The sequence below is a fragment of the Vreelandella massiliensis genome (genome assembly GCF_900155385.1).
GTDB lineage: Bacteria > Pseudomonadota > Gammaproteobacteria > Pseudomonadales > Halomonadaceae > Vreelandella > Vreelandella massiliensis.
Genome location: NZ_LT699744.1, coordinates 540,309 through 555,074, shown reverse-complemented (window position 1 = coordinate 555,074; position 14,766 = coordinate 540,309). Strand labels below are relative to the sequence as shown.

Sequence of the window (14,766 nt, the reverse complement as noted above, 5' to 3'; positions counted from 1 at the left end):
AATTTAAATATCTTCTGTTACTTTTTACCGCCGTGCGCAATCTTTACGCCGGTTGATTTACCCAGCCAATCAAGAAGTTTGTCCTTGCGGCACAAAACGTCGCACCTTGGCGTTAAGATGGGGGATCAATGGGCAAGACAGGAGCGCGCTATGCAGTGGGGACAAGTACTCGATGTGACATCGCCTTCATCCACCGATGAGCACCACGATCCCGAGGAGCGCCTTTTCGCCCAGTTAATCACCGCGCGCATGGTGATGTTTCAAGGCAAGGACGGCTCGCTCGATGACGAGGATTGGCAGAGCCTCTTTGGCTGGCTGGGTATCAAATTACCCCAAGGTGCCGAGAACAGTCGCCGTTACAGCGATTATGCCCCGGCGCTAAAGCGTTGGTGGAAACGCGCTACCCGCGAGCTTGACCCGGATACACCGGTAACCGGTACTTTGACCACACTCTGCGCGCATGTGGCCGATCTGTTGCAGCTAACGCCGTTGGAACGCGACCTGCTTACCTTAACGTGGCTGCGTCTGCGCCACCCCAATATGAACCCGATTTTGACCTGCGTTGAGGAGACCCGCGCCAAGAAGCTGCTGGCGCAATTAACGGGGTACGGCAGCGATGAGATCCATCTGGGCTTGCAAGAGCGCGGCCGCTTGAAAATGCTGGGGCTTTTGTCCCACAACAAGAGTTACCGCCCGCTCGACCTGGATGACACCTTGTCGACAGGGCCGATGCTGCGAAGCCTCGCCCCGCTGGTGAACCACGACGTCGCCACGCTCTCCTCCCAGGCGCTACGCGGCTTTATCACCGACCGGCTAATGAGCCTTTGCCCCACTCAGCCAGCGGGAACGTTTTCGCTGGCAAGCTTTGATGCCGTTCCCCTGCGCCAACTCGCGGTCGATTACCTGCGCCAGGCGCTAGACACGCACCAAGCCGGTGCCAATGTATTGATCTACGGCGCTCCCGGCGTGGGCAAGACCGAGCTGGTCAAAACCTTGGCCACCCAGCTGGGCGTGCCGCTTTACGGCGTGCCGGTGGTGGATCAGGACGACGACGTGCTGACCCCGAGTAAACGTCTGAGCCGCTATCAGGTCGTACAGAAGCTGATCGATCAACGCCAGGGCCTTGTGATGTTTGATGAGATCGAGGACGTCATCAACGACGAGGAGGCGCTGCCCAAGGGCTGGATGAACCAGCTTTTAGAGAGCAACCCTAAGCCTGGGCTCTGGGTAAGCAACAGCGTTCACTGGCTCGACCCCGCGTATTTGCGTCGCTTTGACATGATCATTGAAGTGAAAGCCCAGCACGGCGAGCAAGCCAAGGCGCACTACCGCCAGTTGCTCGACGAACTACCGGTAACCCCCCAGGGGCGCCAGCACCTGGCCGAGCAGCCGTGGATGACGCCGGCGGCGGCGCAGCAGCTGTGCCGCTTGGGCACGCTATTGAACCCGCGCACCCCACAGCGCAACGAGCAGCATATCGACACGCTGATGTCGCACCGTTTGCACGCCCTGGGCGAAGCGAGTTCGCGCGTGCTACCGGATGCGTCTCACGCTGCCGGGCCAAGCATGCCCGAGTACCGCCTCGAATGGCTCAATACCCGCCCGGGGCTTGAGAGCATTGTGCAGCGCCTAACCCGCCGACAGCGCGGCCGCTTGTGCCTGCATGGCCTACCCGGCAGCGGCAAGACCGCCCTGGCACAGCACTTGGCTAAGCGCTTGGATCGCAAGCTTATCACCGCTCATGCGAGCAGCTTGCTGGACAAGTTTGTTGGCGGCACGGAGGGGAAACTCGCGGCGCTGTTTCAGCAGGCGCGCGAGCAAAAGGCCGTGCTGCTGCTGGATGAGGTGGATACGCTACTCATGCAGCGCGATAACGGCATGCAGAGCTGGGAGATCTCGCACACCAACGAGCTCTTGGTGCAGATCGAGAACTTCGACGGCATCTTGCTGGCCACCACCAACCGCGTGGATAGCCTTGATCGCGCCGTGATGCGCCGCTTTGATCTCAAGGTGGAGTTCTTACCGCTCGACCCCGAGCCGCTGCGCGACTTGCTTAAGTCGGTGCTCCCCGAGCGCGACCACCCTCGCCTGGCCACCATCCCCGCGAGCCACCTGGCCCAGCGCCGCGTCACCCCCGGCAATGTGCGCACCGCCCTGGATCAACTCGACCTGCGCGGTCTCCCCATCCGCTTGAACACGCTAATGGACGCCCTCACCCTGGAAGAGCGCGAACAGCACGGCAAGCGCCAGCCGATAGGGTTTGTTTAGCCAATAGCACGTGAGAAGAGTACGTGAAAACAGTACTTGAGAAGAGTACGTAAGAAGAGTGCGTGAAAACAGTACGTAAGAAGGCCGCGAAATGGATCACTTGCAGCGCGACATACAACGCTGCCCCCGCGTCGCCGTGTACGGCACGCTCAAACGGGGCTATCGCAATCACACCTGGCTAGAGGGCGCCACCCTGCTCGGCCAGGACCGCTTGACCGCGCTCAGCCTCTACGACCTTGGCCCCTATCCAGGGGCCAAGCGTGAAGCCTCCCGCGGTACGGTGATCGAGGTTTACGCGATCGACGCCAGGCAGCTGGCCCGACTCGATGAACTAGAAGACTTTATCGCCCATGCCCCGCATACGGGCGTTTACGACCGCGCTATTTTCGCCACCCAGCACGGCGAGGCCTGGTGCTATCTCTACAACGCCGATATCGAAGGTGCATTGCGCATCGAGAGCGGCGAGTGGTAGGCCCATCGCCCTCGGCTTACTGGCAGCCCCTCAGATCACACCTTGGCTGCGCAAGTAGTCATCGTAGCCACCGCTGAAGTCGACGATGCCATCGCTGCTCATATCGAGCACCCGCGTGGCCAGCGAGGAGACAAACTCGCGGTCGTGGCTGACAAAAATCAGCGTGCCGGGGTAGTTCTCCAGCGCCAGGTTGAGCGCCTCGATGGACTCCATGTCGAGGTGGTTGGTGGGCTCGTCCATCAACAGCACGTTGGGCTGGGTCAGTGTCAGCTTGCCGAACAGCATGCGCCCCTGCTCGCCGCCGGAAATCACCTTCACCGATTTGTCGATATCGTCGCTGGAGAACAGCATCCGCCCCAGCGCGCCCCGCACCACCTGCTCACCGCCTTGCGTCCACTGGGACATCCACTCGAACAGCGTGGCGTCGACGGCAAAATCGTCGCCGTGCTCCTGAGCGAAGACGCCAACGTCGGCGCTATCGGTCCACTTCACCTCCCCGGCATCCGGGTGCAACTCGCCCGCCAGGGTCTTAAGCAGCGTGGTCTTGCCAATGCCGTTGGGGCCAATGATGGCAATTCGCTCACCCGCTTCTACGGTCATGGAGAGCCGCTCAAAGAGAGGCGCATCGTCGTAGCCCTTGGTGATGGCCTCGACATTGACGGCATTGCGGTGAATCTTTTTGGCCTGGTCGAAGCGGATAAAAGGGCTCACCCGGCTCGACGGCTTGATCTCCTCAAGCTTGATCTTGTCGATCTGGCGCGCCCGGGAGGTAGCCTGCTTGGCCTTGGAGGCATTGGCCGAGAAACGGCTGACGAACTGCTGCAGTTCGGCGATCTGGGCTTTTTTCTTGGCGTTGTCGGCGTACTGACGCTCACGCACGGCGGTGGCCGCGGTCATGTAGTCGTCATAGTTGCCAGGGAACAGCGTGATCTCGCCGTAGTCCAGGTCCGCCATGTGGGTGCAGACACTGTTAAGAAAGTGACGATCGTGGGAAATGATGATCATGGTACTGCTGCGCGCACGGAGCACATCCTCCAGCCAGCGGATGGTATTGATATCCAGGTGGTTGGTGGGCTCGTCGAGCAGCAATACATCCGGGTCGGAGAACAGCGCTTGGGCCAGCAGCACGCGCAGCTTCCAGCCCGGCGATACCTCGCTCATGGGGCCGTAATGCTGCTCGATGGGAATACCCAGACCCAGGAGCAGCTCACCCGCCCGCGCCTCGGCGGTATAACCGTCGAGTTCAGCAAAACGGACCTCCAGATCGGCGACCGTCATGCCGTCTTCTTCGCTCATTTCCGCCTTTGCGTAGATGCGCTCGCGCTCCGCCGCCACCTGCCAGAGTTCCGTGTTGCCCATGATCACGGTATCGATAACGCGCTCATTCTCGAACGCGAACTGATCCTGGCGCAGCTTACCCAGCCGCGCACTGGTATCCACCATTACCTGCCCGGAGGTGGGATCCAGATCACCGCCAAGAATCTTCATGAACGTCGACTTGCCACAGCCGTTGGCGCCAATCAGGCCGTAGCGATTGCCGTTGCCGAACTTAACGGAGACGTTTTCAAACAGGGGCTTGGCCCCGAACTGCATGGTGATATTGGCGGTTGCGATCACGTAAGGGTCCAGTCATAGTGCAAAAGCCCGCCATCTTACGCGCTATGCGCCGCGCATTCACCCCAAGATGGCGAAAGCGTTTACCCTTTCGCCACCACCCCTTTCCAGTCCTCGCGCTCAAGCGCTGGGTTCTCGGCACGAAAGCGCGCGTAGAGCGCGATGCCTTGCGCGTCTTCGATGATATCCACCTGAACGCCCTTCTCGCGCAGCAGCGCTTCCGTTCCCGAGGCATTGGTGACATCGCCGATCACCACCCGCGCGACCCCGCGCATAGGAAGGAGCGTGGCGCAGATATCACAAGGGCTCAAGGACGTAAAAAGCGTTGTTTGGCTGAAATCAAGACGACCCGCATCGCGCATGGCGGCGGTTTCCCCATGGTTGTAGGGATGACTCTCCTGCACCAGGGTATTGTGCCCCTTGCCGACGATTCTTCGCGTCGCGTTATCGATGATCACCGCGCCAATAGGGCAGCCGCCCTCGTCATAGCTTTTCTGCGCCAACAGCACCGCCACGCGCATGAAGTCGGCATCGCTTAAGCGACGCGTGAAGGCGTCATCCATCAACGCCGAAAGGCTTGCGGTGGGCATGTGGGCAATGGCGTTCAGGGCTGACTCGGTCACGGGGGTGTTTTCATTCAGCAGTGGCTGCATGGCATATTTCCTCGTATTTCGGGTGCATTAAAGTCTCAGGGTTATTACAGTGAGTGACTCAATGGCATACCACCCGACCACCCTGAGCTTGTCGAAGGGTAAAGCGCTGTGTCAACGCTGATACGCCCTTCGACAGGCTCCCTTCGACAGGCTCAGGACGAGCGGAAATATCCGAGCCTATCGCACTTCATGCTTTGCTGTCGTTGCGATTACGGGTAACAGGAGGCCCGCATGCTGGCCCTGCATCAGGTGCATAAAACGTTCAACACGCCGCAGGGCGTACTGCCGGTGCTCAGCGGTATCGACCTGACCCTTCAAGCGGGTGAAAGCCTCGCCTTGATGGGCGAATCGGGCAGCGGAAAATCCACTCTGCTGCATTTGGCCGCGGGGCTCGACGTGCCCGACCGTGGGCAGATTATCTTTGCCGATCACGATCTCGCCACCCTGGATGAAGCCGAGCGCGCCCGTTTACGCCGCCAGCAACTCGGGCTTGTGTTCCAGCAATTTCATCTGGTGCCGAGTCTCAATGTTATCGACAACCTACGCCTTCAGGCACGCTTGGCCAACCGTGAAGACGCCAAGTGGAGCGCTCACTTAGTAAAACGCTTGGGGCTTTCCGGGCGCGAGCGCTACTTCCCCGAGCAGCTCTCGGGTGGCCAACAGCAGCGCCTGGCCATTGGCCGCGCGCTAGCCGTTCGCCCGAGCCTGCTGTTAGCCGATGAGCCAACCGGCAACCTGGATGAACAAAGTGCCGACACCGTGCTTGAGCTTCTGCTGGAACTCGTGGCCGAGACGCGCTGCGCACTGCTAATGGTGACCCATAGCGCGCGCGTAGCGAAGCCGCTTAACCGCGTGGCGCGCTTGCATCGCGGGCAGTTACAGGATGCCCCCACATGATCCTGCGCGTGCTGCTGACACTGCTTGCCCACTACCGCCGCCACCCGGGACAGTTGGCCATGCTGCTATTGGGGCTTTGGGTGGCCAGCGCGCTCTGGAGCAGCGTTCAGGCGGTTAACGCGACCGCCAAAGAGAGTTACGCCCGCGCCAATCAACTCTTTAGCGCCAATGTCGACCAGCTAACGCGACGCGATGATCAGCCGCTCACCCGCGAGGACTACCTGACCCTGCGGCGCGCCGGCTGGCCGGTGTCACCGATGCTCGAAGGCCCCCTAGAAATAGACGGGCAGCGCGTCACCGTTATCGGCATTGACCCCTTAACCTTGCAAAGCGGTAACGCGCTGGGCGGCAACGGCGCCGAGTTAACGGCGTTTTTAACGCCGCCCTGGCAGACTCAACTCGCTCCCGAAACCGTGGCATTACTCGGCCTGTCTCGCCAACAAGCGTCGGGGGCAAGGCCCCTTGTCGAGGAGAATCAGCGCCTGCCGCCGCTGTCGCTACGCACCGATCTTCCGTCCAATACCTTGGTGATGGATATCGCCGCTGCCGCTTCGCTATTAGACACTGATAACCGCCTAAGCCAACTCGTCACCGCGCCTGGGGCGCTGACCCATCCACCCGAGGGCTATCGGCTCACCCGCGCCGCCTCGCTGGCGTCTCCCGGGGAGCTCACGGACAGCTTTCACCTGAACCTCACTGCACTGGCTCTGCTGTCGCTGATCGTGGGGCTATTTATCGTCCAGGCCGCCTTGGGGCTTGCCATGGAGCAGCGCCTCACGACATTGCGTACCCTGCGAGCGCTAGGGGTACCGGCGCGCACCCTCACCCTGGCGATCGTCCTTGAGCTTTTGGTGTTCGGCTTGCTGGGCGCCGCGCTCGGGCTTATCAGCGGCATTTGGCTGGCAGGCCACTTACTGCCCGATGTGGCCAACACCCTCTCCTCTCTTTACCAAGCCGATGTGCATCGCACGCTGGTATTGCCGTGGCACTACTGGCTGGGCAGCCTCGCGATCACTTTGGGCGGGCTGCTACTTGCCGGTAGCGGCGTGCTGTGGCGAGCAGCGCGACTTGACGTGTTAGCGCTGGGGCAGTCTCAGGCCTGGCGCGCCGGCTACCAACGCCAGCTAACGCGCATGATACAAGGTGCCGCGGTGATGGCGGTCATCGCGATCGCTTTGGCGGTTTGGCTTACGCTTCTCCCCCCCGGCCAGGGCGTGCGGGTGAGCTTTGGGTTCGTCGCCGCGCTCTTGTTGTGCAGTGCGCTGAGCCTCCCCCCTCTGCTCAACGGTGGGCTGCGTTTGTTGCAACGCGTGATGCATCGGCATCCGCTGGCTCATTGGGCGGTAGCCGATAGTCAGCTGCAGCTACCGCGCCTTTCATTGGCCATGATGGCCCTATTGATTGCCCTTGCGACGAATTTAGGAGTGAGCAGCATGGTGGGCGGTTTTCGCCTCACCTTTTTGGAGTGGCTGGACCAGCGCTTGGCCGCACCACTATATATCAATGCCGCCCCGTCGACGCTAACCCCGATGATGGATTGGCTGGAGCGCCGTTCTGATGTCACCGAGACGCTGCCCACTGCCCGCGGCAACGCTGAACTGCTCGCCATGAAAAATGCCTCCCACCCTGGGAGCACCGGCGAGCGCATTGCGCTCTTTGGCATTACGACCGCGCCCACCATCACCGACCAATGGCCGCTACTCGATACGCAAACGGGCCGCACCGATGCTTGGGCGGCGCTGAACGTCAACGGGGTCTTCATCAATGAACAGATGGCGGTAGGAAAAGGCTTAGCGCCGGGCGATGCCCTCACCCTGGCAACGCCGCGCGGGCCAGAGACGTTAACCATCGCGGCGGTTTATCCTGATTACGGTAACCCGCGCCACGAGCTACTCATGCCTACCCAAACGCTCATTCAGCGCTTTGGGGCTGAAATCGCCTCCATCGGGCTCGCTCTAAAGGAGGGCAGCGACCCAGCCACGTTACGCCAAGCGCTGGCCGATACCTTTGATGTCTCTGCGGATGCCCTGATTGATCAGCACGCGATCAAACGTCAAGCGACGCAGATTTTCGAGCGCACCTTTAGCATCACCCGGGCGTTAAACGGACTCACCTTGGGCGTTGCGGCCCTTGCCCTGTTCGCCACCTTGTTGGCGCAAGCCCGCGAACGACAGCGACAACTGGCGTCGCTATGGGCGCTGGGCGTGCCACGCAAAGCACTCGCACGGCTCCCGCTCTTTCAACTCGGTGGGCTGGCACTGATGACCGGTATCGTGGCCATTCCGCTGGGCATCGCGATCACCTGGACGCTGGTGGCGATTATCAACGTGGCCGCTTTTGGTTGGCGATTGCCGTTACATCTCTTCCCCGGCGATATCGTCATCACGCTGTTGACCGCCCTCGGCGTGGCACTGATCGCGGCCGCGCTGCCGTCGATTCAGCTATGGCGAGCGTCGCCACGGGCAATGCTCAACGAGGGGGCCACATGAACCGTCTTCGTATATGGGCGCTGGTAGGGGCTATTGTGAGCAGCCTTTTACTGACGGGTTGCGAAGAGACGCCTTCTAGCGCCGAGCCTCAAGGGTTTGCCGGACTGGGCCAGACGGCCGACGCCTTTGTGCAAGCAGATGCCTCGACGCCGCTGCGCTTTCCACGAGACCACGGTTCACACCCGGACTACCGCATCGAATGGTGGTACCTCACCGCCAATCTTGAAGACGCCCGCGGCAAGCCACTCGGCCTGCAGTGGACGCTGTTTCGTCAGGCGCTTATGCCGCCAAGTGAACGCCCCGCCCCCTCTCCATGGGCAACCGATCAACTATGGATGGCGCATATGGGGGTTTCCCAAGGGGAGACACACCTTGCCGCCGAACGCTTTGCCCGCAGCCACAGCGCGCGCAGCGATGGACAAGCGGGGGTAACGGCCTCGCCTTTTCATGCTTGGATCGATGACTGGTCGCTAAAAAGCCCGCCAGAGACCAATTTTGCGCAATTTACGCTGCAAGCCTACCGCGGTGAGGGCAAAGAGCGCTTCGGTTACGACCTGACACTCAGCGCGCAAGGTCCGCTGGTTTGGCATGGCGAAAACGGCTTTAACGCCAAAACCGAGGATGGTCAAGGCTCACGCTATTACAGCCAGCCATTTTTGCATATTACCGGTGAGGTCACGATGAACGGCGAGCCTCGCGAGGTAACGGGCAAAGGGTGGCTAGACCGCGAATGGAGCAGCCAACTGCTTACCGCCGAGCAAACCGGATGGGATTGGTTTTCGCTACATCTGGATGATGGCCGCAAGCTGATGGCCTACCGACTACGAGGGGGTGGCGCGCAAGGTAATGATGCTACGTTCGCACATTTATTCGCCGCCAATGGCCAAACCCAGCACATCGGCCACGACATTGCCACGCTGACACCCCTAGCGACTCAAAATGTGGCCGGACGCGAGATCCCCACACGCTGGTCCCTCTCGCTACCCCAGGCCAACCTACAAATCGAGGTGGAAGCACGCCACCAAAACCGCTGGATGCCGACGTCGGTACCTTACTGGGAAGGCGATGTCGTGGTGCGCCACGCCGAATCGCAAGACGATATCGGCGTGGGCTATTTGGAAATGACCGGGTATTGAGGCCACCTAAAGCGCATCGCCCCACTTTTTTAAGGTGTTAGGGCCAGACGACTTATGGCCGCATGGCCAGGGCAATCCGCCAACCTAACCTCACATTGAGCCAAAGCAACACGCGTCAAGCCTTATTGAAGGCCACGATAGCGTGGCATCGCCTCGCGCATTTGCTTGCGCTGCTCATCGGTCAAAAGATCCTGCATCTGATTATGCAGGCGCACATTATCCGCCAGCATGTCGCCATGGAGGCTCGCCATTTGCCCGTGCAGCGCCTTCACTTCCTCTGGATCAGGGCGCTCTGCCTGCATGAGTTGCATCATGTCATCACGCAGGTTCATCATTTCCCCCATCCGCTCGAGTTGGACGGCGCGATGCTCCTGGCGCATCTCGCGCATGGTGCTCCTCTGCTGCTCGTCGAGCATACCGCTCATGCCGAACATCGACCCCATGCCTCCCATCATGGCATCAGGCATCATGCCAAACCCCATGCCGCCTTGGCCGCCCATCATCATGCCGGCGCCCATACCGCCTTGGCCGCCCATCATGCCGCCTTGATGCATACCTTGGGCAACGGCCGCGCTGCTTGCGGCACCGAGGCTAGCAGCAAGCGCAATGGCAACGATCTTTTTGTACTTAACCATGGTATTACCTCTCATCGTGTTGTGGATCGAGAAGTCACCTTTTCCGCTACGAGGGAAGAAGGTGGGTTTAGCCTCAGTGATAAGCCTACAACCTATAGGTAGCCCAAAGGTCAAGGAGAAAAAATTCCACGCTCTCTGCTATTGCCGCAGGTCATTTTTCGCTCGCTGTTTTCAACCGTGTTTCAAGTTGGCACGCTGTGGCGTGCCTTGTCAGCGCAAGCGGAATCAGCAACGCTGTTGAAAGGAGCACGCGTTTCTTCTTGATTAAGCAGTAGCGGATGGCAGAGAGGAGGAGGTCAACATGCCCAAGCCAGCAGAGTACCCGTCGAAGCCGAGCAAGTCTTCATTCCATGCCAGGGAGGCGAAACAATGAGCGGCGCAATTCTCGTCTTCGTCATCCTGGCATTGGCGTTTCTCTTCTTGATTGCCGGCTGGCTCAAGCCCGATATCGTCGCGGTGCTGGTGCTTCTAGCGCTGGTGCTGACCCGCATCATCGAACCGGCGCAGGCGTTTGCCGGCTTCAGCAGCTTTGCGGTGATCACCATCGCCGCGCTGATGGTGATCGGTGACGGCCTGGAAAAGACCGGCGTGGTCGAATGGGTCGCCAGGCGGCTGGAGCGGGTGATCCGCAAGCGTTACAACCGTTTGCTGTTCGTCAACATGGCAGTGCCGGGCACTCTGTCGGGTTTTCTGAACATCGTCGCCGCCGCCTCGTTTTTTATTCCTGTCATTCTGCGTCTCTGCAAGCAGATGGGCGTGGCCCAATCGAAGATTCTCCTGCCGATGGCATGCACCGCCTTGATCGGCGCCAACCTGACCCTGATCGGCGCGTCGCACAACTTGGTCGTGCACAGCCTTTTGGAAGACGCGCGCGGCTTCGGCTTCGGTTTTTTCGAGTTCACTATTGTGGGTGCTGTGCTTCTGGCCGTCGCCATGGTGTACATCTTTCTGATCGGCCAGCGTCTACTGCCAGGTAAACAAGAGACAGCGGACCCCGAGGATGTGCCGGTCACGCTCAAATTGATCGACACCTATGAATTGGAGGACCGGCTGTTCGAGATCTGGGTGACCGAGGAAATCGAAGGAGAGCCGTGCACGGTCGGCGAGGCTTATCTCAAAAAGGACCATGACCTGGAGCTGGTGACTATCGTGCGCGATGGCGATCACCTTGAGTACAGCGACAAAAACGTGGAACTGCGTGAAGGCGACATGTTGCTGGTCCAGGGACGGCAGGGAGACGCCGAAGCGCTGGCCGAAAAACAAGAAGCCATGACCTTTTTTGGCCCACCCAGGGCGCAGAAGAAGTACCCTTTAAGTACGGCGGAACTCGCCGAGGCGGTGGTGCCGCCCCGGTCAGCCGCCATTGGCCACACGCCGCGCGAGCTGGGATGGTCCGAAACGTACGGACTGAAAACCATCGCCTACTATCGTGACGACCGCCCCCATCGTAAAGGGGCGCTTGATATAGCGCTTCAAGAAGGCGATAGCCTGCTGTTTTATGGCCCACGCGCGAAGATGCGGGAGTTCAATCCCGAAAAGGATCTGCTGATCTACTTCAAGCCGGGGATTGCGGAGGTCACTTCCTCGAAAAAACATCAGGCGCCCATTTCGGCTGCCATCCTGCTGGCCGTCATCGTGGTAGCGGCGCTAGGCTGGTTTCCCATCGCGGTCAGCGCCATGGCCGGGGCGGCGCTGATGGTGCTTTTGGGCATTGTCGAGTGGAAGCGGGTCTACAACGTGATCGACTGGAAAACGCTGGTACTGATCGCGGGGATGTATCCGCTGGGCGTCGCGCTGAACCAGTCCGGCGCGGCTGACCTCGTCGGTGAGGGCCTGGTGGCCAATTTGGGTAGCTTGGGTCCGCTGGCGGTGTTGGCCGGCATTTCGGTCATCTGCATGATCCTGACCCAGCCGATGCACAATGCCGCGGTGGCGATCATCATGACCCCCATCGCGATCAACGCCGCCGAGATGATGGATTCAAGTTTGACCGCCTTCTGCGTCGCCGTTGTTGTCTCCTGCTCGGCCACCTTTTTGATGCCTTTCGGTCACCCGGCGCCGTTTCTGGTCCAGGAGCCTGGCGACTACAAGCCGAGCGACTATCTGCGTTTCGGCATCGGCCTCAACGCGCTGACGTTAGCGGTTATTTTGCTCATCGTCCCGATGCTCTGGCCGCTATGAACCGTTGACGGTCACCATGGAAACCACGGGTGGAAAACAGCCTACGTCAATGGGCCTGAAAGGGGCGGCGAGGATCGACGTTATCGGGGGTGGCCTGCACCAACTGAACACGACGCTTGTGAGCCGCGCGGCACAACTCCGCGTACTGCAACGCTGGAAGGTCATCGAATGCCGCCTGCTCCGTGACGGAGAGCCCGTAATACACGTGCGTAATACCGCTCCAGTAGATGGCGCCCAGACACATGGGGCAAGGCTCGCAGCTGGTGTAGAGCACACACCCGGCTAAGCGCCTGGTGCCCATGCAACGGGCGGCGGCTTGAAGCGCGCGAATCTCGGCATGACCGGCCACGTCCTGTGTGGCCTTAACATCGTTTACGCCTGTTGCGACCAGATTATCATCCTGCACCACCAGGGCGGCGAAAGGCGCCTGTCCATCTGCAGCGTTTTCAAGAGCAAGCTCAATGCACTGCGCTATCCACTCTTGATGTGTCACGGCTCTCTCCTTTCAGAATGAACGTACAGAATGAACGTATTGGCTGTATTTACATCTCATACTGGCCATAGCCCGCGCATGTGGGCCAAGGCTCCAGCAGGCATAAAACCTACTTTATGGGTAAAAAATAGCTTTTTTTACCAGAAAAAATATTCATGGTATGCTTATTGCTTATAACATCACGAGAGCCTACCCGGTTCAAGTGAGTGCCGGCGCCCTACCCTAGCGCCACAAAAAGGAGATACACCATGTCCCCTAACCCTGTCACCCTGATGGTCGCGCGCCGCGTCGCCCGTGGCCGCTACCGCGACTTCACCGCCTGGCTGGAAGAAGGCCGCGAACTGGCCAGCGATTTCGAAGGCTATCTTGGCTCCGGCGTGCTGGCCCCACCGCCAGGCGATGACGAGTATCAGATTATCTTCCGCTTTCGCGACGCCCAAACGCTGGCTGCCTGGGAGCACTCGGCCTCGCGCCGGACCTGGCTTTCTCGTGGCGAGGGGCTTTATGAGGCACCCCAGGAGCATCGCGCCATTGGCCTGGACGGTTGGTTTCAGGAGGCTACCGGCCAGACGCCGCCACGCTGGAAGCAGGCGATCGCCATCTGGCTGGCATTTTTTCCCGTGTCCCTGCTCTTTCAGACGCTCTTTGGTGGCCTGCTCGCCGACTTGGCGCTAGTCCCCAAGGTACTGGTTAGCACCTTGGCACTAACGCCGGTCATGGTGTTTTTGTTCATTCCGCTCTCCATGCACCTGCTGGGGCCCTGGCTGCGCGGCGAACAGTCCATCGTGAAGTGTCTCACCCAACGTTTTCACCCTCGCAGTATATAGGTGTTGTTAGCGGCCCAATCACGGGGTCGTGAGAAACATGGCCGTTACCGTTGTGTCATATCTCGCTAGTGCTTAGCGTTCCTGCTCGGTTACTCTACACTCGATATTTGCACTCGACGGAAGGATAGTCCTATCAATGTTGGGATTCCTGCAGGGTTTTTCCTATGGCCTATTTATGACGTGCCTGCCCTGGCTGCTGGCCGGTCTGTTTAATCCTCGCCTGGCGCTTCCCGGGCCGGCGTTTGGCCGCCTGCAGGTGGTTGCGCGCTACTGCTTGGTGATTCCTTTCATCAGCATGCTGCTGTGGCTGACGTCTCTTTGGGGAGGTTTCAGCCCCAGTCTATTGGGCTGGCTTGCAGGCATTGTCGCCATTCCCGTGGCGCTACCCGTCGAGCGAAGCCTGCGCGGCTGGCTGGCTCGCCGCCGCCAGCGTCGTCAAGAGGCCCAACGGGTGGCCGAGGCACAAAAGCGCCGTGCTCAGGAGGAGCGCCGCGCCCATGAGGCCGGAGTGGCCGTGCTTGACCCCGCCAACCCACCCGAAGGCGCCGACGAACTGGTGCTGGCCATGTGTCGGGCCAAGCAGCGTCTAGTAGAGGTTCGTCGCCCCGATCTGGCGATCCTGGCCGATCGCCTCTATAGCCGTTATCGCCATGTGATGGACGTGCTGGGTGAGCGATTCCAGCGTGGCGAGCTGGCCTTTGAACGCTCACGAAGCCTAGTGACCCAAGTCTGTTTCGGCGCGGTCGATACGCTGATAACCATGGCATCCCAGGCACGCGGGGTGGTGAGCGTCGACGGCGATTACGTGCGGGAGCGCTTGAAACATGCGAGCAGCCGATTAACCGAGGAGGAGCGTGCCGCCCTGGTCCGGCGCTTGGACCTTCTGGCAGAAACCGAACAGCGGCTAAACGCGCTCTCCGCCCGCATCGAATCCGCTTTGACCGTGCTCGACGATACCGCGGTTTCCATGGCGCGTATCGAAACGACTCGCCCGCAGGCATCTGTCACCACCGAAAAAGCGCTGGAGGATCTGCGCCGCTTCGTCGAGGGCGCGGATCGTTATGCACGCAAGGAGTGATCTGCCAGCCGGCTTTCACAACG

The 14,766-nt window shown here is 60.3% G+C and carries 12 protein-coding genes; 8 read left to right on the top strand and 4 right to left on the bottom strand.

Annotated features, from left to right (window positions below; translation table 11 throughout):
• Positions 1-150: 150 nt before the first annotated feature.
• Together BQ9846_RS02545 and BQ9846_RS02540 are read left to right on the top strand one after the other, a co-directional pair.
• Positions 151-2,268: an AAA family ATPase gene (locus BQ9846_RS02545; protein WP_075879044.1), complete on the top strand. Its 2,118-nt coding sequence runs from the start codon at positions 151-153 to the stop codon at positions 2,266-2,268.
• 91 nt (positions 2,269-2,359) lie between these two features.
• Positions 2,360-2,740, top strand: a complete 381-nt coding sequence (locus tag BQ9846_RS02540; RefSeq protein ID WP_075879043.1) for a gamma-glutamylcyclotransferase family protein — start codon at positions 2,360-2,362, stop codon at positions 2,738-2,740.
• A 30-nt stretch (positions 2,741-2,770) separates the two neighbouring features.
• On the opposite strand, the gene BQ9846_RS02535 is transcribed toward BQ9846_RS02540, so the two are convergent.
• Together BQ9846_RS02535 and BQ9846_RS02530 are read right to left on the bottom strand one after the other, a co-directional pair.
• Positions 2,771-4,357 carry an ABC-F family ATPase gene (locus BQ9846_RS02535; RefSeq protein ID WP_075879042.1) on the bottom strand — a complete coding sequence of 529 codons (1,587 nt, stop codon included), beginning with the start codon at positions 4,355-4,357 and terminating at the stop codon, positions 2,771-2,773.
• An 80-nt stretch (positions 4,358-4,437) separates the two neighbouring features.
• Positions 4,438-5,007 carry a nucleoside deaminase gene (locus BQ9846_RS02530; RefSeq protein ID WP_075879041.1) on the bottom strand — a complete coding sequence of 190 codons (570 nt, stop codon included), beginning with the start codon at positions 5,005-5,007 and terminating at the stop codon, positions 4,438-4,440.
• Between the two features lie 231 nt (positions 5,008-5,238).
• On the opposite strand from BQ9846_RS02530, the gene BQ9846_RS02525 reads away from it, so the two are divergent.
• Genes BQ9846_RS02525 through BQ9846_RS02515 form a run of 3 tightly spaced genes read left to right on the top strand, consistent with a single transcriptional unit; the run spans position 5,239 to position 9,529 of the window.
• A complete protein-coding gene (locus BQ9846_RS02525) occupies positions 5,239-5,904 on the top strand; it encodes an ABC transporter ATP-binding protein (protein WP_075879040.1) in 666 nt (221 codons plus the stop codon).
• Positions 5,901-8,393 (top strand): ABC transporter permease, encoded by a 2,493-nt coding sequence (locus BQ9846_RS02520; protein WP_210433161.1) that lies wholly within the window; start codon positions 5,901-5,903, stop codon positions 8,391-8,393. Before BQ9846_RS02525 ends, BQ9846_RS02520 begins: the two co-directional genes overlap by 4 nt.
• Complete coding sequence (locus tag BQ9846_RS02515; protein ID WP_075879039.1) at positions 8,390-9,529, top strand: lipocalin-like domain-containing protein; 1,140 nt, start codon at positions 8,390-8,392, stop codon at positions 9,527-9,529. The genes BQ9846_RS02520 and BQ9846_RS02515 overlap by 4 nt, the downstream gene beginning before the upstream one ends.
• 122 nt (positions 9,530-9,651) lie before the next feature.
• Here BQ9846_RS02515 and BQ9846_RS02510 read toward each other — a convergent pair whose 3' ends face one another.
• Positions 9,652-10,164 (bottom strand): Spy/CpxP family protein refolding chaperone, encoded by a 513-nt coding sequence (locus tag BQ9846_RS02510; RefSeq protein WP_075879038.1) that lies wholly within the window; start codon positions 10,162-10,164, stop codon positions 9,652-9,654.
• A 369-nt stretch (positions 10,165-10,533) separates the two neighbouring features.
• Between BQ9846_RS02510 and BQ9846_RS02505 the strand changes: the two genes are divergently transcribed.
• Positions 10,534-12,345 (top strand): SLC13 family permease, encoded by a 1,812-nt coding sequence (locus BQ9846_RS02505; protein WP_075879037.1) that lies wholly within the window; start codon positions 10,534-10,536, stop codon positions 12,343-12,345.
• A 46-nt stretch (positions 12,346-12,391) separates the two neighbouring features.
• Here the strand turns inward: BQ9846_RS02505 and BQ9846_RS02500 are convergent, their stop codons facing one another.
• Entirely contained in the window at positions 12,392-12,838 is a 447-nt protein-coding gene (locus BQ9846_RS02500) for a nucleoside deaminase (RefSeq protein WP_075879036.1), read from the bottom strand.
• A gap of 248 nt (positions 12,839-13,086) precedes the next feature.
• Between BQ9846_RS02500 and BQ9846_RS02495 the strand changes: the two genes are divergently transcribed.
• A complete protein-coding gene (locus BQ9846_RS02495; RefSeq protein WP_075879035.1) occupies positions 13,087-13,665 on the top strand; it encodes an antibiotic biosynthesis monooxygenase in 579 nt (192 codons plus the stop codon).
• A 175-nt stretch (positions 13,666-13,840) separates the two neighbouring features.
• On the top strand, positions 13,841-14,743 hold the full coding sequence (locus BQ9846_RS02490; protein ID WP_235818888.1) for a cobyrinic acid a,c-diamide synthase: 903 nt from the start codon (positions 13,841-13,843) through the stop codon (positions 14,741-14,743).
• The last annotated feature ends 23 nt before the right edge of the window (positions 14,744-14,766 follow it).